Genomic DNA, 24,090 nt, shown 5'->3' with positions numbered 1-24,090 from the left:
AAAGAAAAGCTCTCCCCCACGATTCCTTGTGGGAGTTTGCGTTCAATATCGTCTGAAGGTTTGACTATGCCGGAAGAAACGGCAAGACCGTATGGCTCTTGGTCCTCTCGGCATTGTTAGGGGTTTTATGCCGCAATTCGTCATCAGCCTGTTCGGCATTCTTACAATTCTGGGCATCGCGTTTCTGCTTTCCAACGGAAAGTCACGGATCAAGCTGCGCGTTGTTGGTGCAGCTTTTGCGCTACAGGTTGTTATGGCACTGCTGGTGCTGCGAACACCGTTTGGTGTGAGTGCGATCGGCGGGTTGTCAGACGGCGTGATCGCACTGCTCGATTATTCAAAGGTTGGGATCGAAGCCGTGTTCGGCCCGATGGATGCAAATCCCTTCACTAACACCTTCCTGATTGCGGCCTTGCCGGTGATTGTCTTCTTCGCAGCGCTGGTTGCGATCCTTTACCATCTGGGAATTATGCAGCGCTTGGTGCGCTGGGTCGGCGGCGCACTGGGATGGATCACGGGCATCAGCCGGGTGGAAGCGTTGGGCAGTGCAGCGAATATCTTCGTCGGCCAGTCAGAAAGCCCGTTGGTTGTTCGGCCATATCTGGCTGCATTGCCTCCTGCGCGCCTTTTTACATTGATGAGCGTCGGCATGGCGGGCGTCGCTGGCACAATTCTGGCCGCCTATGCGAGCTTTATCGGTTCGGAGGCTGTACCCTTTCTGCTCGCGGCGGCATTCATGTCTGCACCGGGCGGTATCCTGATGGCAAAGATCATCTACCCTGACGAAGAGGGTGATGATGCGCATGACAACGATCCTGTCGAAGTGTCGGAAACTTTTGAAGAAGGGCACCATCCGGCGAATGTGATCGAAGCGGCTGCGCAAGGCACGCAAACGGGCGTAAAGCTCGCGGTCGCGGTTGGTGCCATGGTGCTGGTGTTTGTTGCACTCGTGGCGCTCGCCAACGGCATCTTGGGCGGAGTTGGCGGTCTTTTCGGCTATCCTGAGCTGAGCTTCCAGCAGATTATCGGCTACATATTCGCCCCGGTCATGTTCCTGATCGGCATTCCGTGGGAAGAGGCCGGGCTTGCGGGCGGATTGTTCGGTACGAAGGTTGTGATCAACGAATTTGTCGCCTTCATTCAATTGGGCGCAATGGACACCAGCATGTTGTCCGACCGCAGCCGCGCGATTGTGACCTTTGCACTATGCGGATTTGCCAATTTCAGCTCAATCGCAATTCAGATGGCGGTGACCGGCGGGCTTGCGCCAAATCAAAGACCTGTGATCGCGCGTCTGGGATTGAAAGCGCTCGCCGCCGGTAGCTTGGCCAATTTGATGAGCGCAGCACTGGCAAGTCTATTCCTGCCGTACTAAGTTGGATTTATGACAGATATCGCAATTGTTTCGCTCGAGCAGCCGCTCGAAACCATCGCCGACGAGCTGGGCCGTAGTTTTGCCGAATATGGCTTTGCGGTGATCCGTGATCACGGCATCCCACAAGACCTGATCGATCGCGCCGAGGAAAAGTCGAAGGAATTCTTCGCGCTGCCCGAAGAAGTGAAGCGCGGGTATCAGCTGCCCGGTGGTGGCGGCGCACGCGGCTATACTCCGTTCGGCACAGAGAAGGCCAAGGATGCGGAAGTGCAGGACTTGAAGGAGTTCTGGCACGTTGGACGCAGCTTGCCAGAAGGGCACGCGCTCGCCGAGTTTATGGCGCCCAATATCTGGCCGGTAGAGATCGAGAATTTCAAGGAGACTTTCAGCGAGCTCTATTCAGCGTTTGAAACCGCTGGCGGCCGGGTTCTGGAAGCTATCGCTTTGCACTTGGGGCTTGAACGCGGTTACTTCGCACCAACGGTCGAGGACGGCAATTCCGTAATGCGACTGCTTCACTATCCGCCTTTGGGCGACGATGCCCCAGAGGGTGCAATTCGCGCGGCTGCGCATGGTGATATCAACACCATTACACTTCTGCTGGGCGCAGAAGAGGCTGGCCTCGAGCTACTTACCAAGCAGGGCGAGTGGAAGTCGGTCGATGTTCCGGAAGGCGCATTGGTAATCAATGTGGGCGACATGCTGGACCGGCTGACCAACAGCAAGCTGCGTTCGACCACACACCGGGTTGTGAACCCGCGCGGCGATGCGGCCAAGCGCTCGCGGTTTTCAATGCCATTCTTCCTGCATTTCCGCCCTGACTATGAAATCAGGACGTTGGAAAGCTGCGTCGAACCGGGCAAAGAATCGGAAGCGCCCAAGCCGATCTCGAGCCACGAATTCCTGCAACAGCGGTTACGTGAGATAAATCTCGCCTGATCAGCCTCGGCTCTGTGTGGAAAAACTGAAATAAACCGATTCTGTTGCGGAGTCGCAACAGGGCAAGGAATCGTAGGGATTCTGCGGGTTTGCGAGTTTTTTGCATCTGCGAACAAGGCAAGGCTTGGCGACGCCAGAGCCAGTTTCATAAATATGTCACAAAACTGACTTTTGACCTTCGTGAAACGTCTCTAGCAGACGGAACTGAGATTCTTCTCCCTCAACTCAAAATCTCACCAGGGGCCTATTTGTCATGAAACTCAAATATCTTTTGGCAGCAAGCGTCGTCAGCCTTTCGGCTGCCGCAACAATTGCAACACCAGCTGCCGCTCAAACCATTACGTCAGGTGTTGAAGGTCAGGTCGCAGACGAAAGTGGCGCAGCCATCCCGGGCGCGACCGTGACCGTCACTGATACACGCACCGGCCAAACCCGTACGTTGACTGCAGGTTCAGACGGCAACTTCCGCGTCGGATCGCTTGTACCGGGTGGCCCGTACACGGTCACCGCAACTGCACCTGGCTATGAGGGCCAGACGGTTGAAAACCAGTTCATCAACTTGTCGGGTAACACGTCTTACACGTTTAACCTCGCCTCTACAGCTGCTGGAGCCAGCGACAACGTGATCATCGTGACCGGTGCACGTGCAGGCGCGGTTCAGCTGGCAGTTGGCCCGGGCGTGGCTTTTGATAGCGTAACCCTGGAGGCGTTTCCATCGCTTACTCGCGACGTTCGAGACATCATCCGCATCGACCCGCGCGTCAGCCTAGAGCAGAACAACGATGTTGATCGTATTTCCTGCCTTGGTGGTAACGACCGCACCAACACCTTCACCGTTGACGGTATCGTTCAGTCCGACACCTTCGGCCTCAACGGCACACCGTTTGCTGCACGTAACTCGCTACCGCTTCCTTACGATGTGATCGACCAGATCTCGGTCGAGTTTGCACCGTTTGATGTGGAATATTCGGAGTTCACCGGCTGCCTTATCAACGTTGTCACTGAAAGCGGTGGCAACGAATTCAGCGGTTCAGCGTTCTTCACATACTTCGACGGTGGCCTTTTCGCGAACAGCATCGATGGTCGTCCTCTGACAGCCAACGAAGAAAAGCGTTGGGGCGCTACGCTGAACGGTCCGATCATCAAGGATCGCCTGTTCTTCGCATTCGGCTATGAAGAAGCTGACCTTGCTGGTGGCAACAACTTTGGCCCCGCCGGTGGCGGCTTCACTAACGAAGCGAACTTCGTAACTCAAAGCCAGTTTGACGAATTTGCTCGTATCGCACGTGACGTATATGGTCAGGATGTGGGCGGTTATCCGCGTTCGCTGGCTGAAGGTAACGTGCGTTACTTCGGTCGACTTGACGCAATCATCACCGAAGATCACCGTCTTGAAGCAACCTATCAGCGTCTTGAAGAAACCAACATCGAAAGCGACTTCGGTGGTTCGAACATCACAGGTTTCAACAGCTTCGAGGACGAAGGTACTATCTCGGACTACTACTCGGTTCGTTTGTACTCGGACTGGAGCGATTCAATCTCGACCGAACTGCGCGTTAGTCGTGCAGAAGTTGGTGACGTTCAGGGACCAGTAGGTTTCGGCGAAGCGCAGTCCGACAACCCGACCCCACGTCTCGTAGTTGGCGTTCTGCCGGTTGCTGGCGTGACCACGCAAGAGGGTATCTTAAGCACGGGCCCGGGCATCTTCCGCTCGGCTAACCAACTCGACACTAAGATCGATCAGGCTCGTTTCCAGCTCAACTACGATGCTGGCGGCGGCCACTTCCTGAAGTTCGGGGCCGAAATCAACGATCTGGAAGTGTTCAACCTGTTTGCAATCAACGCGACGGGCTCGCTCTACTTCCAGAATTTCGCGGATTTTGAGGCAGGCCTTCTCTCACCGGGTACAGAGCTGTTCCCGAACGCGGAAGAAGTTGCCAACGGCGAGGCTCTCGGTGGCGATATTAACGCGGCTATTGACGGAGACATCAACAATGCTGCGGCAAGCTTCAGCCGTCAGATCTATTCGTTCTATGCTCAGGACGAATGGCAGGCGACTGATCAGCTGACTGTGAACGCCGGCATGCGTGTTCAGATTTATGACGGCGACGCACCAACTGCGAACCCGAACTTCCTGGACCGCTATGGGTTCACCAATGCGAACTCGTTTGCACGCATCGACCCTGTGTGGTTACCACGCGTTTCGGCCACCTATGAGTTCGACAATGAAGGCTTCTTCTCGAACAGCCGCCTGACTGGCGGTGTCGGTATCTTCTCTGGCGGCGATCCGGTTGTGTACTACTCGAACGCTTTCTCGAACAACGGCTTCTCAAGTGCGCTGGGTACAACCCGGTTTGACTGCGGCCCGGGCGACATCGCTGTTGATCCGGTAACCGGCCAGTATGACGTTGTAACGGGCGGACAGTTCACTGGCTTTCCGCAGTGCGCGATTGACGGCGGTGCAGCTGATGCTGCGGCTGGTCTGGCAGATGTTCAGTCGACCAACCCGAATTTCAAAGTGCCGACTGTTACACGTGCAAGCCTGGCATTCCAGACCGACATCGGCACGGAAACTGGCTTCTTCAGTAACTGGAACTTGCAGCTCGACTACATCTACTCGCGTTACAATAACGCGCTGAACTTTGTCGATTTGTCGCAGACTCCGGATATCCGTCAGGGTCTGAACGGCTTCACCGTTGATGGTCGTCCGATTTACCAAGCGATCGACTCAACTAATGCAGGGTGTGACGCTGTGCTTCAGGGCGACGGTGGGACACCACCAGTCTACACAAACGTGTCGGCGGCGTGCTTCAACACCCGTCGTGACGACAACATCCAGCTGACCAACGACGGTAGTTCGGAATCGCACTCAATCTCGGCTGTGCTGCGCAAGCGTTTCGAGAGTGGCCTATTCACTCAAGGCGGCAGCACCAACGTAACGTTTGGTTACGCGTTCACTGACTCGAACAACGCGCGTAACAACCAGTCTTCGACGGCAACCTCGTCGTTTGACGTTACTGCTGCCTTCGACCGTCAGAATCCAGCCGTTTCGACTGCAACCACCGAAACCCGCCACAACTTCACTGCGGCGGTAAATTTCCGTGAGCAGTTTATTGATGGTTATGACACAAGCTTTGGGTTCTTCTTCCGCGCTCGCGAAGGTCGCCCCTACAGCTTGACCTTCGATGGCGGCGGTGTGTTTGCTGACAGCTCGTCAGGTACTGATAACGCACTTCTTTATGTTCCTTCGGCTGTCAACGATCCGAACGTGTCACCTCTCTCTGATCCGGCAGCGGTTCAGCAGGTTATCGATTATGTGAATGCTTCTGGTTGTAAGTTTACCCCGGGTGCAACGATCAAGCGTAACACCTGCCGTAATGATTGGCATGTCGACATGGACCTGCGCTTCAGCCAGGAACTGCCGTTCCTCGGAAGCCTGACCGGCGTCAAGGAAGATCGCATTGAGCTTTTCGCTGATGTTGCCAACTTCCTTAACCTGCTTGATAGCGGTTGGAACATCCTGCGTTCGCGCGGTGGTTTCAACGGCCTAGTCGATGTTGCTGATGGTGATGTGGATGATGAAGGTCGCTACATCATCGATGGGTTCAACCCAGATGATCAGAACTTCATCGCGATCAACCCGTCAGCATGGCGTGTACAGGTTGGCGTCCGTTACGAGTTCTAATACTCTCACAGATCGCTGAATTATTGAGCGGCGGGGCCTTCGGGCTCCGCCGTTTGCTCTTGTCAAGACGAATGACATTTGCATCGCCAATGCTGCTTCGCGTAGTTTAGCAAACAGGATGAGCGAGAATGGATATCTGAAGCGCAAACGCAGGCCACGGCCTGGCATTATCGTTCTTCTCGCGCTCTTGCATATCCTCGCCCTTTACGGGCTGACCCGCGCATTAGCGCCTGATTTCACGCAAATGATCGAACGTTCGGTGCTGGAAACATTCACCGTTAAAATCACAGCACCGCCGGAAGAACCCGAACAGCAAGATGAAGGGATGCAGGGCAATCCCGGCAAAGAGGCTGTGCCGCAACCTGTCAGCGCACCGACACCGCAAATTCCGCCTGAGCGCCCGCGTGACTTGCCTCAAGCCGCCTCATCCGGGGATGCCAACACATCAGGTGCAACCTTAGGTGGAGACGGGGCGGGCGCAATCGGCAAAGGCGATGGCACAGGCGCAGGTGATGAGGGAAGCGGGCAAGGTTCAACAATGGCACGCAAGCCGGTGCTGATACGCTCCATCACCGATGCAAGCGCGTTTCCCATACCGCCGGGTGGCCGGCAGGCGCGTGTAGGTGAATCGGTCATCGTAAGGTTGATGGTCTCGACGCAGGGTCGAGTGACTGGCTGCAGTATCTACCGCGCCAGTCCGTTTCCTGAAACCGATGCGACTGTTTGCAAACTGGCTTACGAGCAGATCCGGTTCGAACCCGCGCGAGACAGCAATGGCGATCCGGTTGCGGCGGTGTTCTATTACCGGCAGCGCTTCTTCAACTGACCAGGCGGATTAGCGATTACTTGGGTGCGGCAAGCATTTTCTGGCCGTTAGCGCGGATCGCCTTTTCAATCGCGGGGCCAACAAAAGAGAGCATGCCAGGCAGCTCGATCTCGAAAACGACTTGTTCGTCATAGACGTCGATATGGCCGGTAATCGTTTGGTTCATGGCTGTAATATGCAGCGCCATTCGATCCTCTTCGACCCAGTCCGTCTCGACATCTGCCATGCCTCCGGGGATATAGTCAGTGATCTCATGCGTGCGTTCTTTCAAACGGCGTCGCACTTCTTCGCGGCCCAGTTCATGGGGCAGGGCAACTCTCACTTGCTTTGATCCTCCAGTGCTTCAGGGCCGCCATAGCGGTACTCGAGATATCGATCCTTGATCGCAAGATCATCAAGCGCGCCTTCTGCCAGTCGGCGCGTGACACGATCGACCTCTCCGGAAAGCTTGGTCAAGCTGTCCGTAAGGCGCTCGTCCGCAGTCTTGCCGGCATGTGTTTCCTGGCGAAGGTGTTGAGGGATCTTGCGATAGTTGTCGATTGTCTCAGGGATGTATTCGCCAACCAGCTCGCGCACTTCATTGACCGCCGGATCGGCCTGATCGATGGTCTGGAGTTGCATCCCGAGCGCATCAAGCTGCACGCCAAGCTTGTCCACCAGTTGGACAGCGGGAGCCGGCAGTGCAGGGCGCTGTGCTTCCAGCCAGAGCTCGGTGCTGGCGACCATCTGCTTGGCATCGCCTTTCTTGAGCTCATGACGCTGAGGGATCTTGAGCTTGCGACCGCGCGCTATAACGCCCACGGCGACCATCGCCGCCAGCACAGTCAACATGATACCTGTGAAGCCAATTCCGTCGATGATCAGGCCAATGGCCACTGCTGCGGCCCAAATGCCGGCAAAGGCGATCAGGATCCGTTTGATCATTTTCTTCCAATGCTTCGATTTTGCCTCGGCAGAGAAACGCCCGATTGATTCTGCGGATCGATGTGTACCGCCATGATCGCGATTGGCGACGAGGCTCTTTCCGGCTGCACTCAGTATGGCATCGGATTCACGAGTTGAATCAGACATGGATTCAGATCCCTAGCTGTCGAGCGCCAGCAACGAAGGCTCAGATGATGTAACCTTCTGCTGTGCCTGTGCCTGGCCTTCTGCTCGGGCTATATAACCCTTCGATTTCTCTACTTCAGCACTCAGTGTCTCTACAGTCTGTTTCATGCTCGAAAGTGCACGAACCTTGAAGTCATCAACTTCATCCATGGTGTCATAGATGTTCTGGAAAGCGCGCTGTAGCGTTTCCATTGGGATTGTGCTTGAGGCAGCTTGTTCGTGAATCTGGCCGGTCTGTTCGCGCAGCAAAGTGCTGGTCGAATCGATAATGCCCGCGGTCGTGTCGTTAAGCGCCGTGATCTGGCCCAAAACAAGCCGCTGATTGGTCATCGCCTGCGCAACGGTTACCGCAGTACGAAGCGCGCCAACGGTGGTGGTGCTGGCGCGATCTACGCCCTTGACCAGCTCGACGTTGTTCTTCTTCACAAGGTCGAGTGAGAGGTAACCTTGCACACTGACTGCCATTTGCGTGAGCAAGTCCTGAGTCCGCTGGCGTACATAGAAAAGAGCGCTTTCACGGATCGCCTTCGCCTTGGCCGGATCTGTGGCGTCAAGCTCGTTGGCTTTGTCTTCTAGCCGCTGGTCCAGTGTCTTGGCGATATGGATCATCTGCTCCAGTTCGCCCATCGCCTCCCACAGCTTCTGACGCTCGACATCGATCGCTGCATTGTCTTCGTGCAATTCTTTTTTGCCCGAAGCGAGCCGTTCAAGGATCGCCTGGATGTGTCCTTGCGACGAGGTGTAGCTGTCAAAATAGCGCTGAAACTTGTTGCCGAACGGGATAATCCCGAACAGCTTGCGACCGCGCACTTTGCCTTTGCGGCCCGGATCAAGTTCTTCGACGGTCTTGCGCAATTCCATCAGATCATTGCCGACCCCTGTGTCTTGATCCATGGCGCGGACCGGACGATCAAGGAACCGGTTAGACATCGCAGCTGCGGCACGAATCTGTTCCTGACCCATCCGGGTGATCTGATCCACTTTCTCCCCGAAGGCAGGCGAATTGGCGTCCTCTGAAACCAGATCCGCAACGAAGCTGTCCACCTTCTCGTCCAGTTTTGACTTCTTCTCTTCGGCTACGGGCACCAGACCAGCGGCTTTCTCTGCAGAGACTGCCGGCACAGGATCAGGCGGCGTCAGGTCAAAATCGGTGGCCGTCTTGGTGGTGGTTTCCTGTGTGCTCATGATAGGTATTCAGCTCCTTTTAGCGGCAAAAACACCGCTTCTTCGATACTGTATTAGGCACTTAAGACACGAACTTCAAGAATTCTGCCCGATTGTGTTAGTCGCGTCTATGCTTTCGTTTGGTTTCACAAACGAGTAAGTGCGGAATGTCTTCATTTTGGGATCGAACGAAAATTGTCTGAAACACCAGAACCGAAGCCGGTTTCGCCCGAAATCAAGGCGAGCGAGTCCACGACTAATGTGAGCAATTTCGGTCGCGTGCTTTTCAGTTGGCGTCGTTGGTGGCTACAGGACGTGGTTGGTACCGTCGATCAGGCATCCGTAATCGAGAAGCGGCGCGAGGATTGCGGGCTGACTGAACGCTACCTGTTCATGACCGCAATGTCGGGCGGTATCGCCATTTTGGGCCTGCTGCTTTCCTCACCAGCCGTGGTTATCGGCGCTATGTTGCTTTCGCCGTTGATGGGCCCGATCATGGGCTTGGGTTTTGCTCTGGCGATTTGGGATTACGAATGGATCAAGCAGTCGGCTCGCTCGCTTGCTTGGGGCACCGTCATGGCAATCATGTTGTGTTCATTGGTGGTATTCTTCTCCCCAATCCAGACAATCACACCTGAAATCGCGGCGCGAACGAAGCCCAACCTTTTCGATCTCGGCGTGGCTTTCTTTTCGGCTCTTGCCGGCGCTTACGCGATGATACGAGGGCGCGAAGGTACCATTGTGGGTGTGGCAATTGCGACCGCTTTGATGCCGCCGCTAGCTGTGGTCGGGTTTGGTCTGGCAACGTGGAACTGGACCGTATTTTCGGGGGCTCTGTTACTTTATGTGACCAACCTCATTACAATCGCGCTTACCGCGTGGGGTATGGCACGCCTCTACGGCTTCCGAACCGCGTTGAGCGGCAAACAGACGATGTTTCAGAACGTGGCGGTGATCGCTGTGATTGTTGCGCTCGCGATTCCATTGACCCTTTCACTTCAGTCGATCGCTTTTGAGACGAACGCGCAGCGGCAGGTACGCGGGGAAATTCTCGACATTTTTGATTCCCGTTCGCGCTTGGGGCAGGTTGAAATCGATTTTGATTCCGACCCCGTCCGCGTGGATGCAAACGTCTTTACTCCGCAGCTTGAACCAGATGCTGAACTGGATGGAGAGCGCGCATTGACCCGCGTTCTAGGCAGACCGGTTCAGCTTTCTATCAATCAGGTACAATCCGGCCGCAGCGCGGCTGCGGCGCAGCAAGCCGAACTTTCTGCGACACGTGCGCGAGAGGAGGCAGCTGCCCTACAACGCGCAGAGAAGTTGGCTGAGCGTCTTTCTCTTGTGGCGGGCGTATCAGAGGATGAACTGACAATCGATCGTCAACGCCGCCGCGCCATTGTCCGGGCACGCCCCCTAGATGGTGCGAGTCTTGCGACTTACCGCGAATTGGAGATGCGGATTGCCGCTACTGAACCCGAATGGACTATTGAGCTGACACCTCCGCGTCTGGCTTTGCCGCAAGTGACTTTCGTAGATGGCGAGCCTGACGAAGCCGGCGTTGCTTCGGTAGAATTGATTGTCTGGGCTGCCCGCCGACTAAATCTGCCGGTGGCAATCGCTGGCAGCGCATATGAAGTGGATGCGATCCAGCGCATGCTTTCATCAGCTGGAATCACGGTGACAAGCACAGTTCAGCGTAGAGCCGGAACGCTGCAAGTCACCTGGGCGACTTCAACCGAATAGGCGGATGTCAGGCGGCCAGATCAAGCGGTACAATTTCGCCAGCCAGATAAAGCTTCTTTGCCTTTGCGCGGCTAAGTTTGCCTGAGCTGGTGCGTGGTAGCGTGCGGGGCGGAACAAGTTCGACCACGCAGCTCATCCCGGTAACGCCGCGAACCTTGTCTGCGATCTCATTCCTAAGTTTGATCCGTTCCTCCGGATCTGACACGCGGCAATGAACCAGAACGGCAGGCGCCTCTTCGCCATTGTCCGTTTCGACTGCAAAGGCCGCGATATCGCCGTGATTGAAACCAGGGAGCTGTTCCACAGCCCACTCGATATCTTGTGGCCAGTGGTTCTTGCCATTGATGATTATCATGTCCTTGGCGCGGCCCACTATGAATAGATAGCCGTCGGCTACGTAGCCCATGTCACCGGTATCGAGCCAACCATCAACCAGACAATCTTCAGTGGCTTCGGGGTTGCGGAAATAGGAGTGCATGACGCTTGGGCCTTCGCACCAAACTTTTCCGATCTGGTGATCACCTTTCGCCTGACCATTCTCGCCGCGAATTTCTATCCGCATGTCTGGCACAGGTTTGCCGCAGTTCACAATCGCGCGATAGCGAGCTGGACGCGACAGATCGCGCGGAGTGCCAGAAAGGCGCTCTTCCTCAACAAGTTCAACCTTAATACCTTCACCAGGCGGCATCACGGTAACTGCAAGGACACTTTCCGCAAGGCCGTAGCTTGGTGTGAAGGCGCTGGCTTTGAAACCTGCTTCGCTGAAAGCGTTGACGAAACTTTGCATGACGTCCGGACGGATCATATCCGCACCGTTACCTGCTACACGCCACCGAGATAGATCAAAACGCTCGGCCACGTTGCTTTGGCTGGAGATCCGGCGGGCGCATATATCATAACCAAATGTTGGCGAATAAGAGAGCGTGGTTCCTTTATTGCGGCTGATCATGTCAAGCCAAGCCAGCGGGCGGCGCGCAAATGCATCGGGTTTCAGATAGTCGCAGCTCACCTGATTGGCTATCAGCGACAGGAAACAACCGACGAGGCCCATGTCGTGATACCACGGCAGCCAACTGACACAGCGGTCACCTTCTCCAACATGCATACTGGTAGAATGGCCGTAGAGATTATGCAGAAGTGCGCGATGCGTCACCGCAACGCCAGTTGGAAAGCGTGTCGATCCAGACGAATACTGGAGATAGCAGATGTCCTCCGGATCAGCTTCCGGAAATTCGCATTCCGGTGCAGGGCGCATCTTGAATTGCTCGTAAGATTCGCCATCGCAACCTTGTCTCTCGGCAGCTGCCGCAGCCATTTCGCCGATTTCTTCTGGGTAGAGCAGAACTTTGGGATCAGAGCTGTTTAGCTGTACAGTAAGCTGGTCAATATAGCTCTCTTTGCCGCCGAAGCTGGTAGGCAAGGGCAACGGCACCGGCCATGCACCCACATATACGCACGCACAAAACATGGCCGCGAAGTCCGGGCCGGTTTCCGCGATCAGCGCAACACGATCTTCCTTACCAATGCCATATGAAACCAATTGGCGCGCCATCGTCAACGCGTCAGTTCGCATCTCGGAATATGGGTAAACGCGGGCCAAATTGCCCCGCATATCGTGAAAGTTGAGCCCTTTTTGGCTCTTCGCTGCGTAATCGATTGCTTCATTGAAGGTCGAAAAGTCCGATTTGCGCCTTGGCAAAGGACAATCATTCGGCGTCGGCTGCAATGCGGCGTCGGTCATAATTATCTAGCGAAACCCGTCACTTGTGGCACGTTTTACAGCGCCTGTCTTGTCCCCAATGCAGGAAAAATCCTTATCCTGCACCCAATCCGTCTTTCCCATTTGATAATGAGTGTGGCACGAATAAGGCGAAAAGGTTGCAAAGCAAAGCGGCATGTCACGAAAACGACGTAACTTATCCTCTTTGGATCAGACTGAATTGCGCGATTTGGCGCTGTCTTATGTTGCGCGCTTTTCGACAACGCGGGCAAAATTGGTCAGCTATCTACATCGTAAGGTCCGCGAGCGCGGCGTGAAGGAAGATGCCGGCGAACTGGATGTCGATGCTGTTGCCGACTGGCTGGTTGAGCTGCGCTACATTGATGACGGGGCCTATGCACAGGCACGAACAGCGGGTCTTCTGCGTAAGGGATATGGTCGGCGGCGAGTTGACGAGACCCTTCGTGCAGCCGGGATCGACGAAGCCATCCGCAGCGAGCTCGTTCCCGATGAGGTGAATGCACGGAAGGCAGCACTGTTGCTTGCCCGCAAGCGCAGTTTTGGCCCCTTTGTCAGTACCTACGGTTCTGCGAAGGAAGGAGATCCGAAGAAGCGTGAGAAACAGATTGCAGCAATGGTTCGCGCAGGCCATGACTTTGGCATGGCCAAGGCAATCATCGATGCTGGTAGCATAGAAGAAGCCGAAGAATGGGCCTACGAAGCTGAGGATTGGCAGTAATGATCGCTAAATTGTTCATGTTGTTGGGTTCGGCGGCGCTGGGAGCATGCTCTCCTGCGTCAGAGGCGCAGGTCGCAAGTGGTTCAGCCGAGACAGGTCCGGCAACTGCGACTGTCGACCGGCATCCGCTTTCCGGCCTGCAAGTGATCGACCTTCAGGTTCAATCCGGCGAAACCATGCACGCGTTTCGCGTTGAATTGGCGGCAAGCGATGAAGCTCAGGCGCGGGGGCTTATGTTCCGAAACGAGCTTGGTGACTTTGAAGGCATGCTTTTTCCTTCCGACGGGCCAGAACCGCGAAGTTTCTGGATGAAGAACACGCCGCTTTCGCTCGATATCATATTCGTCGGCACTGACGGGCGGATCACCAACATCGCCGCGAACACGGAACCTTATTCGCTCCTGTCGGTGTCGTCCGCCGGACTGACCAGCGCTGTGCTTGAGTTGCGCGGCGGCAGGGCAGCGGCCCTGGGCATTGAGCCCGGTGATAAGGTGGAATACTCACTTCCTGACTAATCTTCCGACTTGGCCCGCGCATCGCATTGGGCTAAGCGCTGCGACGCTATGGGAATCTTCGGCAAAATATTTACCTGGTGGGATGGCGCGACCATCGGCACCATGCTCTACACAGCTCGCAAAGGCGAACATGTGGGCACCGACGCGCAGGGCAACAAATACTATCGGTCTAAGCCGAAAGAAGGCGAAAAAGAGCGTCGCTGGGTGATCTATAATGGCAATAATGACGCCAGCCGCGTGCCTTCTGAATGGCATGGCTGGCTGCACGGCTCGTTCGATGACGTGCCGGAAAGTCGTTTGCCACCCGCGAAGATCTGGGAGGCAGATTACACGCCGAATGCGACAGGCACCGTTTCCGCATATCGGCCGCAAGGGGCATTGGAGCGCGGTGGTAAACGTGCGAAAGCGACCGGCGATTACGAAGCCTGGAGCCCGGAAAGCTGATCATGCGCGCGGCGCATCTCGGACTTGTCGCAATCTCGGCCTGCTTGTCTGCCAGTTGTGGCGAGGAGTCTGGTGCGCCTGATGATGGGTATATTCTCGAGGGATCACCCCTTTCTGAGGCAACGACTGCAGGCGAAGGCGCTCAAGGCGCTTCGGAACAACTTATCGATGCTGTGACAGCGGAAGCTGTCGGTACTCCGATGGTGGAGCGTGTCGGGACGCTGGGCTTGCTGAACAAGCGCAACAATTCAAGTCAGGACATCCAACTAGCGCCGGGCGAAACGCTCACTTTTGGTGACATTCGTATCAGTCTCCGCGCTTGTGAACGAACTGCTCCTTGGGAGATGCAGCGTGAGACCGGTGCATTCGTACAGGTTGATGTCCAGCCACGCGGCTCGAATGAATTCGAACGCATTTTCTCTGGCTGGCTCTTCAAAGAATCTCCAAGCCTGAACGTTGTCGAACATCCAATCTACGATGTTTGGGTCAAGGATTGCGCGATGAGTTTTCCCGGCGAAGAGTGAGCATTCTTGGCCTCGCGAATCTGATCGCTGAAAGCTTGTGGCAGGGTCATGTCGGCTTCTCCCGCACATTGAGCCAAACCTTCGAGATAATGTTTCTGCGTAATCTCCACAGCGCCCAGTGTGCGCAAATGATCGGTCATGAACTGGCAATCGAGTAAGCGATATCCGGCCCGCCGCATTAACGAGACAAGCCAAGCCAAGGCGATCTTGCTGGCGTTGCTGCGTTCGCTGAACATGCTCTCGCCACAGAAGACCTGGTCAAAGCAAACGCCGTAAAGGCCGCCAACCAGCTGATCTTCTTCCCAACATTCGATTGAATGGGCGTGTCCCGCTCGGTGCAAATTCCGATAGCTGGCAATGATCCGATCGCTGATCCAGCTCTCTGCATGGTCTTTGCGCGGTTTGGCGCACGCTTCGATTATCTCATCGAACGCCTGATCGATCGTGACGCGGAAAGTTTCCTTCGCAATGGCTTTGCGTAGGCTTTTCGATGCGTGAAACCTGTCGAGAGGAATAATCGCCCGATCCTTGGGCTCGACCCAAAATACTTCAGGGTCATCGCGCCGGTCTGCCATCGGGAAAATACCGCTACGGTAAGCGAGCAGAAGCATCTCTGTTGGAATGGGCGCGGGAAATGGCGAATGCATAGCCTGCTCTTTGTAGCAGTCAGGGTAGGGGTAAGGCCAAACGAAATCGCACCCGACGATGATTTGGGCGCTATTGATGTTGCCATGTGCTTTGCTTGGCGATAGAGGGCGTGTCCTCGTGCAGGGGCGTAGCTCAGCTGGTAGAGCATCGGTCTCCAAAACCGAGGGCCACGGGTTCGAATCCTGTCGCCCCTGCCATTTCTTCGATCTTCGAAAGCAAAAAGGCCGACCCATCGCTGGGCCGGCCCTGTTTGTTCGAGATTGAAAGCCGTTAGTATTCCTCCGGCTCTTCCTTGGTGTCAGCGTGGAAATCATTGCCGGCGGTTTTGTCACCCTGAGCCAGCTTAAACACCACGCCGGAAAGTAGCGCCAGAGCAAGCAGGTTAGGCAGCGCCATCGCCGCATTGGAAATGTCTCCAAGGCGCCAAACCAGCTGCAGGTCCTGTGTCGAACCAACGTAGATCACAACACACCAGAGCAAGCGCCAGATCATGTGCAGGATCTTTTCGCCACCGCGGGTTGAACCTGGAATGCGATCATACATGAATGTGATCGCGCGCTCTCCATAGTAGCTCCATGTGAGCAGGGTAGTGAACACGAACAGGATGAGCGCGACACTGGCGATCAGGGTGCCAATCGGGATCGAAGCGATCTCGAACGGGAATGCCGCTGCGAAAGCCCCGCTGGTCATCGCAAAACCCTCGAGGTCGGAATTCCAAGCGTGTGCTACCGCTTCGCCGCCGCCGGTAAAATTGCCTTGAACGGTCAGGATAACCAGCGCGGTCATGGTGCAGATCACGATCGTATCGATGAATGTACCGAGCATCGCCATCCGGCCCTGCTGCTCCGGGTCATTGGTCTGTGCCACGGCGTGGGCGATGGCTGTCGAGCCTTGACCGGCTTCGTTCGAGAACAAACCACGAGCAACACCTGCCCGAATTGCCAGAATGATTGCCGCACCTACAAAACCGCCGGTTGCCGCCTGCGGATTGAACGCACCGTGGAAGATTAGTCCGAAAGTAGCCGGCAGGTCTGCATAGTTTATGACCAAGGCGATGAACGCCATCAGGATATAGGCCGCCGCCATGAACGGAACGACCTTTTCCGCCACATTACCAATCGATTTGATGCCGCCGATAATTACAATGAACACCAGAATTGCCACGATCAGTCCGCCGAGCCATTCCTCGATACCGAACAGCTCGTTAAGGCCATCCGCGACTGCATTGGCCTGAATTGTGTTGCCGGTCACCATTGCCGAGAACAGCGTGCCCAGACAAAACAGGATCGCCAGCCAGGTCCATTTCGGGCCCAGCCCCATCATGATATAGCTCATCGGGCCGCCGCGCTTCACACCATCCGAAGTCGTCTCGCGGTATCGGATTGCGAGCGAACCTTCGGCGAAAGCCAGTGCCATTCCAAACAGTGCAGTGATCCACATCCAGAATATCGCGCCTGGTCCACCGAGTGCGATCGCCGTTGCCACACCGGTTAAGTTACCGGTGCCGACTTGTCCGGAAAGCGCGGTCGAAAGAGCCGCGAATGGGGAGATTTCACCCTCGCCAGAGCCCTTGCGGCTGGAAAATAGCCCGGCAAAGGCACTGCCCAGCTTGCGGATCGGGTAGAATTTCAGGCCGATCATGATCCAAAGGCCAACGCCCAGAAGGATAATCGTCATCGGCGGGAAAGGCAGGACTTCTGCGCCATTCCATGTGCCCACCCAGATGAAATCGGAAATATTCGTAACGCGATCAATCAGAGAGACTGACGCTGTATCTGCTACTGCCATGTGTGGCTTCCCCAAGAGCAACCCAAAGATAAGCCGCGCACGCTAGTGGTGTGACTTGGTCTGTTCAAGCGCGAATCCCACTTTCTCCTACTTGCAATTGTTGTACGCGCCGCCTAGATGCCTTCCCGTCTTCCGACATTGGAATCAGATAGCAGCCCCTCCCGGACCTTGTTCGGGGCGGCGAGAAACCCTACCTGAAAGACATTAGCGGAAGAGCAATGAAGTTGTTCCGAGGACAAGAGGCTCAAGGACCGATGGCCGAAGAGAAAAAGCGCAAGACGTCGCCTGCTGAATTTGTGAATCAGGTTCGCAGCGAGACCAGCAAGGTGGTGTGGCCGACTCGTGAAGAGACGATCCGCACAGCAATCTTCGTCTTCATCATGATGGTTTTGCTGTCGTTGTTCTTCCTCGGCATCGATACGGTATTCAATGCAGTCGTCCAATGGCTGCTTTCGCTCGCTTAAGATTGAAGGACTGATCCAACGATGGCCCGCTGGTATATCATTCACGCCTATTCCGGTTTCGAGAACAAGGTTCGCGATGCGATCATTCACGAAGCCGAACGACTTGGACTTTCCGAAGCGGTAGAGGACGTCCAGGTCCCGACCGAAACGGTTACCGAAGTTAAGCGCGGCAAGAAGGTTCAGGTCGAGCGCAAATTCATGCCCGGCTATGTTTTGGCGAAGCTCAAAATGACCGATGATGTTTATCACTTGGTCAAGAATACGCCGAAAGTTACCGGTTTCCTTGGCTCGGGGAACAAGCCACAGCCTATCAGCGAGAAAGAGGCAGCGCGCTACTTTGGCGGTGTTGAAGAAGCGAAGGCCGCGCCTAAACAGCAGATCAACGTGGATTACGAGATTGGTGATCAGGTCAAGGTTCTTGACGGACCGTTTGCGAGTTTCAACGGTGTCGTTGAAGAGCTCGATTTCGACAAGGCAAAGGTCAAGGTTTCGGTCTCGATTTTTGGCCGCGCCACTCCGGTCGAACTGGAATTCGAGCAAGTCGAACTCGTCAAGTAAGGCCAACAATCAAGCCGATATTGAAAAGGGCGCCCCGCAAGGCGCCCTTTTTCATTTGTCTTAGTCTCGGTTTGAACTCAGCCTTGGCGGACTTTGCTGAGAAAGGTCTCAACTTGGCTGTTCAACATGCGAGACTGTTCTTCCAGGTTGTTCGCACTTCCGAGTACCTGGCTTGCCGCTGCCCCGGTTGAGAGGGATAGCTCGCGCACATCGTCGATGTGGCTGGATACAGCGTCAGTCGCCTGGGCAGCGAGTTCGATACTGCGAGCCAAATCCTGACCCGCGACAGATTGCTGATCCACCGCAGAGGCGATTGCGACCGCTGTGCTCTCCAACTGGTCTACTTGTGAAGCGATGGAGCGCAGAGCAGTAACACTCGCACCGGTGGTGTCTTGCATCGACTGGATTTGGTTGGAGATCTTCTCTGTTGCGCGGCTGGTCTGCATCGCCAACTCTTTGACTTCGGATGCCACGACAGCAAACCCGCGCCCGGCTTCGCCTCCGCGCGCGGCCTCTATCGACGCATTCAGCGCAAGCAGGTTTGTTCGTTGGGCGATCGTCTGGATCAATTCGACGATCTGGCCTACCTCCTGAGCAGATGCGGCGAGCTCTGAAATCGTATTGTCGGCATCACTTGCAGTGGAGCTTGCTTCACGAGCCAGCTCTGCAGACGACGCTGCCTGGCGGCTGATTTCGCCAATCGACATAGCGAATTCATCGCTTGCGGCGGCCGCTGCTGTTGCGCCCGCATTGGCCTCTTCCATTGACTTTGAGACCAGTGAAGTCTGATGAGTGGATTCCTCAGCCGACTTTGCCATTTCGGTCGCAGTGATTTGCAGCTGGCTAGAAGCAGCGGCGACTCCGCCCACGATATCGCCCACGCTGCGTTCAAACTGAGCGGCAAAGTCGCGAAGTACCTGCGCTTTTTCCTCCTGAATGCGTTCCTGCTCTGCGGCATCTGCCTTTGCTCTATCTGCGCGTTCCTTCGCCCACTTCTGAAGCCGCACATTCGCACGCTTGAAGAGGGCAAGCGCGCGAAGCATCTCACCGATCTCATCACGCCGGTCTATTCCCTTAATCTCGAAGTTTGCATCGCCATTGGCCAGCTTGGTCATGCCGGACGTCACTTCGGACACTTTCTTGGCGAAGTCGTTGGAAAGATAACGCAGGCCATAGGCCATGACGGCGGCAGCCAATCCAATCACGATTACAAAAGCTGCAATCATGTTGAAGAAATATTCGAGCCCGCTCGCCTCTATCTGACGGACAGCGGCGGACATGTCGCGCTCAAGCCGACCAGTTTCGGCGAACAGCGCATCGCCTTGGGCTGATAACTCGTACGCCAGCGCAACAGATCCTTCACTTTGACCTTCTCGGGCCAAACTCGCGCGCAATTCATCGAACTTGGCGTCATAAGCTGCAAAGCTGCCTCCGATCGCATCGGTCTGAGCGATGAGTTGGGGGAGGTGTTGTTCCACCACTGTACTAATTTGCTCGAGCTCTTCTTGAGCTTGTGCGTAGCTTTCACGTTGCCGCTCTAGTGCCGCTTCCTCGCCGCCGAAGATATACCGCACAGCGTTATAGCGAAATTCGCCTGAGGTGCTGCGCATGTTGGCAGAAGTCTTTGTTGCTTCGACAATCGCAGCGCTCGTGGTGTAGCGGCCATAAAGCTCGAACAAACCAATTCCGAGTACGAGTGACATCGCGACGACCAAAGCCAGGAACGTCCCGAAAACAGTGCGGATCTTTCCGGCAAGCGGCAGGTCATGAAACCAAGCTTTCAGGCGAAAACGGGAGCTGACAGCAGACTCCTTGGAGGCTTCCAGTTCCTGCGCAGTCTCAATTTGCAGCTGCTTGGTCATGTCTTCGATAGCGCTCATGCGGCACCTCTGATCTGGACTGATCCGGCAGACAGGTCAGTCTCATCGTTCGATGGCAGATACTGTGAAACTTCGCTGGCTGGCATCGCCTTGTAGTAGAGCCAACCCTGAATCTGGTCGCAGCCGGCGCTTCTGACCAGATGCGCTTGTTCTTCGGTTTCGACGCCCTCTGCGGCCACACCCATTTTGAGTGCGCGTGCCACGGTTACACTGGAGAGCATCATGGCGCGCGATCCTTCGTCGGTCTCCGCGTCGACAACTAATGAGCGATCAAGTTTCAGCTTCTCGAAACGAAACTGGCGCAGAAAACCGATGGAGGCGTATCCCGTGCCGAAGTCATCCAGCGAGACATTGACGCCGAAGCCACGGATGACGTCGAGATTGCGCTCCGCAACCACAGGATCAAGCACAAGGCAGGTCTCTGTAATCTCAAGCTCAAGTCGCTCGGCAGGGAAACCCGTCTCCTCAAGGATATGACCTAGCTGGACAGGGAATTCTGGGTTTCGCAGTTGGGCGGCCGAAATATTTACCGAAAGCATGATGCCTTCCCAATCGAGTGCATCCGTGCATGCTCGGCGCAAGACCCACAGCCCGATAGCATTGATCAATCCGGATTCCTCAGCGACCGGAATGAACACATTTGGACCTACCTGTTGTCCATCAGGGCGCTCCCACCTAATGAGCGATTCAATGGCGACGATCTCGCGAGATTCAGCGTCTACAAGCGGCTGATAGTGTACGACAAATTCTTCATTGGTAAGCGCCTTGCGCAGCTCGTCATCCATTTCCAGCATGGCTTCTCGATTGCGATCAAGGCCCTCGCTAAACCATGTACAACGCATCTTTCCGGCACGTTTCGATGCATACATAGCCACATCACACCGGCGCAGCAGTTCCGATGATGTAAGGCCGTCCGCACCAACCGATTTGGCTAAGCCAATGCTGGCGCCAACAACGACTTCGCGAGAACTGATGGTGACGGGTTTCTCAAGTGTCGAAATGATCTTGCGGCAGATCCCCTCTACGATGGTGCCCGAAGCGATGCCAGACATCAGGATTGCGAATTCGTCGCCACCGAGGCGATAACAATGCGCCTCAGAACCGCATTTGTCTCTGATTACCTCTGCGCATCTTCGGATCAGTTCGTCGCCAACGAAATGGCCGAAATGGTCATTGACCTGTTTGAATCTATCAAGATCAATCAAGGCCATCGCCACTTCGTTGCTACCAGAGCTTGATGCGGCAAAGTCACGGTGCAACGCACGTCGGTTAGGCAGATCGGAGAGACTGTCCAGGTCGGGCTTGAAGCATCCTTGTAAAGCAATTCTTCGGTCCGCCAGACGAAATCCGCCGATGCAAATCGCGCCGATCAGCGCTGCTACACCCACGGCGAAGATCATATTGCCAGTCAACCCATGTGTGATCGCGACAGCACTAAGCACGAGCGCCAGCATGGCGAGCGGCGCTCCCCTTTCGAAAAGTGGTCTTGCAGCGAAACCGTTGCTCATTGCTATGTCGAATGCCCCTTAGGTCAGCACACTTCTTGTTCAAGGTGCGGGCGTAGCGAACATTCGCTAAGGAAGAGTAAACCCTCTGTTTACTTTGATTTTTGTTGCTGAAGCTCGCTCACGCGAATACATCCTGCGTGGCGGGTGCATAAAGACTTGATAAGCCGCTTTGAGGCGCGAAACGATCAGTCTGACCGATCACAGTTTCCCCTGCACCGAGCATCAAAAAGCCATCGGACGCGACCGCGCTATGCAGTCGGTCAAAGGCTTTGCGCCGGGTTGCGGGGTCGAAATAGAGCAATACGTTCCTGCACAATACCAAGTCGAAAGGCTGTTTTCCTGGGGGCAAGTCGAGCACATTGTGCTTCTGAAACCTTACGATTGATCGTGTGTCGGCGCGCATTTGCCAGCCAGAAGCTGTCTCATCGAAATGATCGAGCATCTGCTTAACGCTCAAACCGCGTTGCACTTCGAATTGGCTATAGTGGCCGCTGCGTGCGGTCGCGATTGCTTGCGTCGATATATCAGTGCCGAGAATATCGATCGCCCATCCGTCCCACAATGCAGGGTTCTCTGCGAACTGGATCGCAAGCGAATGCACTTCTTGTCCAGTGGAGCATCCCGCAGACCAGATTTGCAGGCGTTTCTTGTGGGCGCGCCGTTCGGCAAGCCTCGGCAGAATGTTCGCCGGGATCTGCTCAAAGGTTGGCTTGTCGCGAAAGAAATAGGTTTCGTTGTTAAGTAGAGCTTCGACTACATCGCGAGCGAGATCCGGATCTGACGGCCCCGCAAGCAGGCAGGCCAGCTGATCGACGTTCGAAATGCCACGTTCCCTAAACACACGAGAAAGCGCTGTACTGACACGCCATTTGCGACTGTCGGTCAACTGCTGGCCTGTCCGCTCTGCGAGCAGATCCGAGATTACCTGAAACGAGGCGCTGCTTACTTCCATGCGGCCACCCCACAGCGATCCAGTATCTCGTTCAAGAGACCTTCGGGCGGCAAGACTGCACTAGTGAGGCCAGCCTTTGCCACGGCTCCTGGCATGCCCCAGACGGCCGAAGTTTCTGCATCTTGTGCAATCACTGTGCCGCCTGCCTCGACGAGATCGGCAGCCCCCAGTTTCCCATCTTTGCCCATGCCCGACAGGATCACCGCAAGTGCGTGACCGTTAAGATTATGCGCAAGACTCGTCAGCATTGGATCCACAGAAGGACGGCAACCGCTGGGAGCAGGCCCAATGTCTACCCCGGTCACGAAGTGCCTGCCTTGACGCTTCACAACCATGTGGCTGTGACCGGTAGCTATGGCAATTTCTCCGCCTCGGATCGTGGTTCCATCTTCAGCGATCAGGGTCTTGCGTCCTGCCGCCATTTCAACCTGACGGGCAAAAACCGGAATGAAACTCGCAGGTAGATGCTGTGTGACAACAATCGGTAGATCGAATTGCTGCGGCAAGCCGCGAAGCAGGATGTTGAGGGCGTGAATCCCACCGGTTGATGCGCCAATCGCAACAACTTCCGGGATCTTGGCGCTGCATGCAGCTCGTGCGACCGGCGACGTCCTCTCGCTTTTGCGATATGCATCGGGAGAGTAACCGCCGAGCGCCTTGATCTTAGCAAGCAGGCTCGACCGGTATGAATCATCAAAACCGCCTGGACGCGGCTTGAGCATCGTGTCTGCTGCACCCATCGAAAGTGCGGCCAGACTGTGCTCTGCGCCGTCCTGCGTCAGCGATGAAACAACCAGAACTTGGGCGCTTGCTGCTGTCTTGAGAATGGTCGGCAAAGCCTCGAGACCGCCCATGCCCGGCATTTCCAGATCGAGCAGAATTACATCGGCTGGTTTGTCGCGCAAGATCGCGATCGCGCGTTCGGCGTTGCTGGCAGTGGCCGAAATTTCGAGCTGGGGATCGCTTTGGACGAGGCGTGAGAATACTGTTCTGACCGTCAAAGAGTCATCAACGATCATGACGCGGATTGTCTTGCCAAGAGTCTCCGCGCGGTCTTTTTCAGGTTTTCCCGTGGCGTATCTGTTCGGTTCCATCGAACCGTCCCTCATGCAAATCCAACGAGTTGCAGTTTGATCTGAAGTGTTTCGTGATCGAACGGTTTCATCACGTACTCGTCCGCTCCGGCACTGATTGCTTCGCGAATATGAGCTACGTCATTTTCGGTTGTGCAGAACACGACCTTGGGCTTGTCCCCGCCATCGCGCTTGCGCAGCTGAGTGATGAATTCGATGCCGCTCATCACGGGCATATTCCAGTCAAGCAGGACGACATCGGGCATGGTCTCGGCACATCTCTCAAGCCCGTCCTTGCCATTCTCGGCCTCTTCGACGGCAAAGCCTAGCGTCTCCAGAATATGCCTGGAGACCTTTCGGATCACCCGCGAGTCATCGACGATCAAACACGTTTTCATGCAAACCCCTGTTTCGTTTGCGGGGAAATATAGA

The 24,090-nt window shown here is 55.5% G+C and carries 22 protein-coding genes and 1 tRNA gene; 12 read left to right on the top strand and 11 right to left on the bottom strand.

Annotated features, from left to right (window positions below; all coding sequences use genetic code 11):
• The first annotated feature begins 127 nt into the window (after positions 1-127).
• The 4 genes from A6F69_RS12000 (at position 128) to A6F69_RS11985 (ending at position 6,825) form a co-directional block, all read left to right on the top strand.
• Positions 128-1,375 carry a NupC/NupG family nucleoside CNT transporter gene (locus tag A6F69_RS12000; protein WP_067601651.1) on the top strand — a complete coding sequence of 416 codons (1,248 nt, stop codon included), beginning with the start codon at positions 128-130 and terminating at the stop codon, positions 1,373-1,375.
• A gap of 9 nt (positions 1,376-1,384) precedes the next feature.
• A complete protein-coding gene (locus A6F69_RS11995; RefSeq protein WP_067601648.1) occupies positions 1,385-2,314 on the top strand; it encodes an isopenicillin N synthase family dioxygenase in 930 nt (309 codons plus the stop codon).
• A 253-nt stretch (positions 2,315-2,567) separates the two neighbouring features.
• Complete coding sequence (locus A6F69_RS11990; protein ID WP_067601645.1) at positions 2,568-5,999, top strand: TonB-dependent receptor; 3,432 nt, start codon at positions 2,568-2,570, stop codon at positions 5,997-5,999.
• Between the two features lie 118 nt (positions 6,000-6,117).
• On the top strand, positions 6,118-6,825 hold the full coding sequence (locus A6F69_RS11985; RefSeq protein WP_067601642.1) for a TonB family protein: 708 nt from the start codon (positions 6,118-6,120) through the stop codon (positions 6,823-6,825).
• 16 nt (positions 6,826-6,841) lie between these two features.
• Here the strand turns inward: A6F69_RS11985 and A6F69_RS11980 are convergent, their stop codons facing one another.
• Genes A6F69_RS11980 through A6F69_RS11970 form a run of 3 tightly spaced genes read right to left on the bottom strand, consistent with a single transcriptional unit; the run spans position 6,842 to position 9,120 of the window.
• Positions 6,842-7,147, bottom strand: a complete 306-nt coding sequence (locus A6F69_RS11980; protein ID WP_067601639.1) for a polyhydroxyalkanoic acid system family protein — start codon at positions 7,145-7,147, stop codon at positions 6,842-6,844.
• Positions 7,144-7,896 (bottom strand): hypothetical protein, encoded by a 753-nt coding sequence (locus A6F69_RS11975; protein ID WP_067601636.1) that lies wholly within the window; start codon positions 7,894-7,896, stop codon positions 7,144-7,146. Before A6F69_RS11975 ends, A6F69_RS11980 begins: the two co-directional genes overlap by 4 nt.
• A 12-nt stretch (positions 7,897-7,908) precedes the next feature.
• Positions 7,909-9,120: a toxic anion resistance protein gene (locus A6F69_RS11970; protein ID WP_067601634.1), complete on the bottom strand. Its 1,212-nt coding sequence runs from the start codon at positions 9,118-9,120 to the stop codon at positions 7,909-7,911.
• A 174-nt stretch (positions 9,121-9,294) separates the two neighbouring features.
• Here A6F69_RS11970 and A6F69_RS11965 point away from each other — a divergent pair, with 174 nt between their 5' ends.
• Positions 9,295-10,845, top strand: a complete 1,551-nt coding sequence (locus A6F69_RS11965) for a DUF389 domain-containing protein (RefSeq protein ID WP_067601632.1) — start codon at positions 9,295-9,297, stop codon at positions 10,843-10,845.
• A 7-nt stretch (positions 10,846-10,852) separates the two neighbouring features.
• Here the strand turns inward: A6F69_RS11965 and A6F69_RS11960 are convergent, their stop codons facing one another.
• Positions 10,853-12,586: a fatty acyl-AMP ligase gene (locus A6F69_RS11960; RefSeq protein WP_067601630.1), complete on the bottom strand. Its 1,734-nt coding sequence runs from the start codon at positions 12,584-12,586 to the stop codon at positions 10,853-10,855.
• 154 nt (positions 12,587-12,740) lie between these two features.
• Here A6F69_RS11960 and A6F69_RS11955 point away from each other — a divergent pair, with 154 nt between their 5' ends.
• The 4 genes from A6F69_RS11955 to A6F69_RS11940 are packed head-to-tail and all read left to right on the top strand — an operon-like array spanning position 12,741 to position 14,787.
• Positions 12,741-13,304, top strand: a complete 564-nt coding sequence (locus A6F69_RS11955; RefSeq protein ID WP_067601628.1) for a regulatory protein RecX — start codon at positions 12,741-12,743, stop codon at positions 13,302-13,304.
• Positions 13,304-13,819, top strand: coding sequence for a DUF192 domain-containing protein (locus A6F69_RS11950; protein WP_245638246.1), 516 nt, complete (start codon positions 13,304-13,306; stop codon positions 13,817-13,819). Before A6F69_RS11955 ends, A6F69_RS11950 begins: the two co-directional genes overlap by 1 nt.
• A gap of 48 nt (positions 13,820-13,867) precedes the next feature.
• Positions 13,868-14,263 carry an NADH:ubiquinone oxidoreductase subunit NDUFA12 gene (locus tag A6F69_RS11945; RefSeq protein ID WP_067601626.1) on the top strand — a complete coding sequence of 132 codons (396 nt, stop codon included), beginning with the start codon at positions 13,868-13,870 and terminating at the stop codon, positions 14,261-14,263.
• A 2-nt stretch (positions 14,264-14,265) separates the two neighbouring features.
• On the top strand, positions 14,266-14,787 hold the full coding sequence (locus tag A6F69_RS11940; RefSeq protein ID WP_067601624.1) for a DUF2155 domain-containing protein: 522 nt from the start codon (positions 14,266-14,268) through the stop codon (positions 14,785-14,787).
• Here the strand turns inward: A6F69_RS11940 and aat are convergent.
• The gene (aat, locus tag A6F69_RS11935) at positions 14,736-15,434 is read right to left on the bottom strand and encodes a leucyl/phenylalanyl-tRNA--protein transferase (RefSeq protein WP_067601621.1); all 699 of its coding nucleotides are present in this window, start codon (positions 15,432-15,434) and stop codon (positions 14,736-14,738) included. The genes A6F69_RS11940 and aat overlap by 52 nt on opposite strands.
• Before the next feature lie 122 nt (positions 15,435-15,556).
• Here aat and A6F69_RS11930 point away from each other — a divergent pair.
• A tRNA-Trp gene (locus A6F69_RS11930) sits at positions 15,557-15,632 on the top strand.
• A gap of 73 nt (positions 15,633-15,705) precedes the next feature.
• Here A6F69_RS11930 and A6F69_RS11925 read toward each other — a convergent pair.
• Positions 15,706-17,223 carry an alanine/glycine:cation symporter family protein gene (locus tag A6F69_RS11925; protein ID WP_067601618.1) on the bottom strand — a complete coding sequence of 506 codons (1,518 nt, stop codon included), beginning with the start codon at positions 17,221-17,223 and terminating at the stop codon, positions 15,706-15,708.
• A gap of 218 nt (positions 17,224-17,441) precedes the next feature.
• On the opposite strand from A6F69_RS11925, the gene secE reads away from it, so the two are divergent.
• Together secE and nusG are read left to right on the top strand one after the other, a co-directional pair.
• Positions 17,442-17,687 (top strand): preprotein translocase subunit SecE, encoded by a 246-nt coding sequence (gene secE, locus A6F69_RS11920; protein WP_425388054.1) that lies wholly within the window; start codon positions 17,442-17,444, stop codon positions 17,685-17,687.
• A gap of 21 nt (positions 17,688-17,708) precedes the next feature.
• Positions 17,709-18,245 (top strand): transcription termination/antitermination protein NusG, encoded by a 537-nt coding sequence (gene nusG, locus A6F69_RS11915; RefSeq protein ID WP_067601611.1) that lies wholly within the window; start codon positions 17,709-17,711, stop codon positions 18,243-18,245.
• A gap of 77 nt (positions 18,246-18,322) precedes the next feature.
• Here nusG and A6F69_RS11910 read toward each other — a convergent pair whose 3' ends face one another.
• The 5 genes from A6F69_RS11910 to A6F69_RS11890 form a co-directional block, all read right to left on the bottom strand.
• Positions 18,323-20,125, bottom strand: coding sequence for a methyl-accepting chemotaxis protein (locus A6F69_RS11910; RefSeq protein ID WP_067601609.1), 1,803 nt, complete (start codon positions 20,123-20,125; stop codon positions 18,323-18,325).
• The gene (locus A6F69_RS11905; protein WP_067601607.1) at positions 20,122-21,633 is read right to left on the bottom strand and encodes a putative bifunctional diguanylate cyclase/phosphodiesterase; all 1,512 of its coding nucleotides are present in this window, start codon (positions 21,631-21,633) and stop codon (positions 20,122-20,124) included. The genes A6F69_RS11910 and A6F69_RS11905 overlap by 4 nt, the downstream gene beginning before the upstream one ends.
• 118 nt (positions 21,634-21,751) lie before the next feature.
• Positions 21,752-22,585, bottom strand: coding sequence for a CheR family methyltransferase (locus A6F69_RS11900; RefSeq protein ID WP_067601605.1), 834 nt, complete (start codon positions 22,583-22,585; stop codon positions 21,752-21,754).
• The gene (gene cheB / locus A6F69_RS11895) at positions 22,576-23,679 is read right to left on the bottom strand and encodes a chemotaxis-specific protein-glutamate methyltransferase CheB (protein WP_245638245.1); all 1,104 of its coding nucleotides are present in this window, start codon (positions 23,677-23,679) and stop codon (positions 22,576-22,578) included. The genes A6F69_RS11900 and cheB overlap by 10 nt, the downstream gene beginning before the upstream one ends.
• An 11-nt stretch (positions 23,680-23,690) precedes the next feature.
• A complete protein-coding gene (locus A6F69_RS11890; protein ID WP_067601602.1) occupies positions 23,691-24,056 on the bottom strand; it encodes a response regulator in 366 nt (121 codons plus the stop codon).
• Positions 24,057-24,090 lie beyond the last annotated feature (34 nt).

This window comes from Altererythrobacter ishigakiensis (assembly GCF_001663155.1).
In the GTDB taxonomy this organism is placed as follows: Bacteria; Pseudomonadota; Alphaproteobacteria; order Sphingomonadales; family Sphingomonadaceae; genus Erythrobacter; species Erythrobacter ishigakiensis.
This window is presented reverse-complemented; position numbering and strand designations above follow the sequence as displayed.

Coding starts and splice junctions, on each gene's coding strand:
- nusG (WP_067601611.1), top strand. CDS start 17,709: ATGGCCCGCTGGTATATCATTCACGCCTATTCCGGTTTCGAGAACAAG.
- A6F69_RS11950 (WP_245638246.1), top strand. CDS start 13,304: ATGATCGCTAAATTGTTCATGTTGTTGGGTTCGGCGGCGCTGGGAGCA.
- secE (WP_425388054.1), top strand. CDS start 17,442: ATGAAGTTGTTCCGAGGACAAGAGGCTCAAGGACCGATGGCCGAAGAG.
- A6F69_RS11960 (WP_067601630.1), bottom strand. CDS start 12,586: ATGACCGACGCCGCATTGCAGCCGACGCCGAATGATTGTCCTTTGCCA.
- A6F69_RS12000 (WP_067601651.1), top strand. CDS start 128: ATGCCGCAATTCGTCATCAGCCTGTTCGGCATTCTTACAATTCTGGGC.
- A6F69_RS11890 (WP_067601602.1), bottom strand. CDS start 24,056: ATGAAAACGTGTTTGATCGTCGATGACTCGCGGGTGATCCGAAAGGTC.
- A6F69_RS11995 (WP_067601648.1), top strand. CDS start 1,385: ATGACAGATATCGCAATTGTTTCGCTCGAGCAGCCGCTCGAAACCATC.
- A6F69_RS11990 (WP_067601645.1), top strand. CDS start 2,568: ATGAAACTCAAATATCTTTTGGCAGCAAGCGTCGTCAGCCTTTCGGCT.
- A6F69_RS11940 (WP_067601624.1), top strand. CDS start 14,266: ATGCGCGCGGCGCATCTCGGACTTGTCGCAATCTCGGCCTGCTTGTCT.
- A6F69_RS11955 (WP_067601628.1), top strand. CDS start 12,741: ATGTCACGAAAACGACGTAACTTATCCTCTTTGGATCAGACTGAATTG.
- A6F69_RS11970 (WP_067601634.1), bottom strand. CDS start 9,120: ATGAGCACACAGGAAACCACCACCAAGACGGCCACCGATTTTGACCTG.
- A6F69_RS11985 (WP_067601642.1), top strand. CDS start 6,118: ATGAGCGAGAATGGATATCTGAAGCGCAAACGCAGGCCACGGCCTGGC.
- A6F69_RS11925 (WP_067601618.1), bottom strand. CDS start 17,223: ATGGCAGTAGCAGATACAGCGTCAGTCTCTCTGATTGATCGCGTTACG.
- A6F69_RS11910 (WP_067601609.1), bottom strand. CDS start 20,125: ATGAGCGCTATCGAAGACATGACCAAGCAGCTGCAAATTGAGACTGCG.
- cheB (WP_245638245.1), bottom strand. CDS start 23,679: ATGGAACCGAACAGATACGCCACGGGAAAACCTGAAAAAGACCGCGCG.
- aat (WP_067601621.1), bottom strand. CDS start 15,434: ATGCATTCGCCATTTCCCGCGCCCATTCCAACAGAGATGCTTCTGCTC.
- A6F69_RS11975 (WP_067601636.1), bottom strand. CDS start 7,896: ATGTCTGATTCAACTCGTGAATCCGATGCCATACTGAGTGCAGCCGGA.
- A6F69_RS11945 (WP_067601626.1), top strand. CDS start 13,868: ATGGGAATCTTCGGCAAAATATTTACCTGGTGGGATGGCGCGACCATC.
- A6F69_RS11900 (WP_067601605.1), bottom strand. CDS start 22,585: ATGGAAGTAAGCAGCGCCTCGTTTCAGGTAATCTCGGATCTGCTCGCA.
- A6F69_RS11905 (WP_067601607.1), bottom strand. CDS start 21,633: ATGAGCAACGGTTTCGCTGCAAGACCACTTTTCGAAAGGGGAGCGCCG.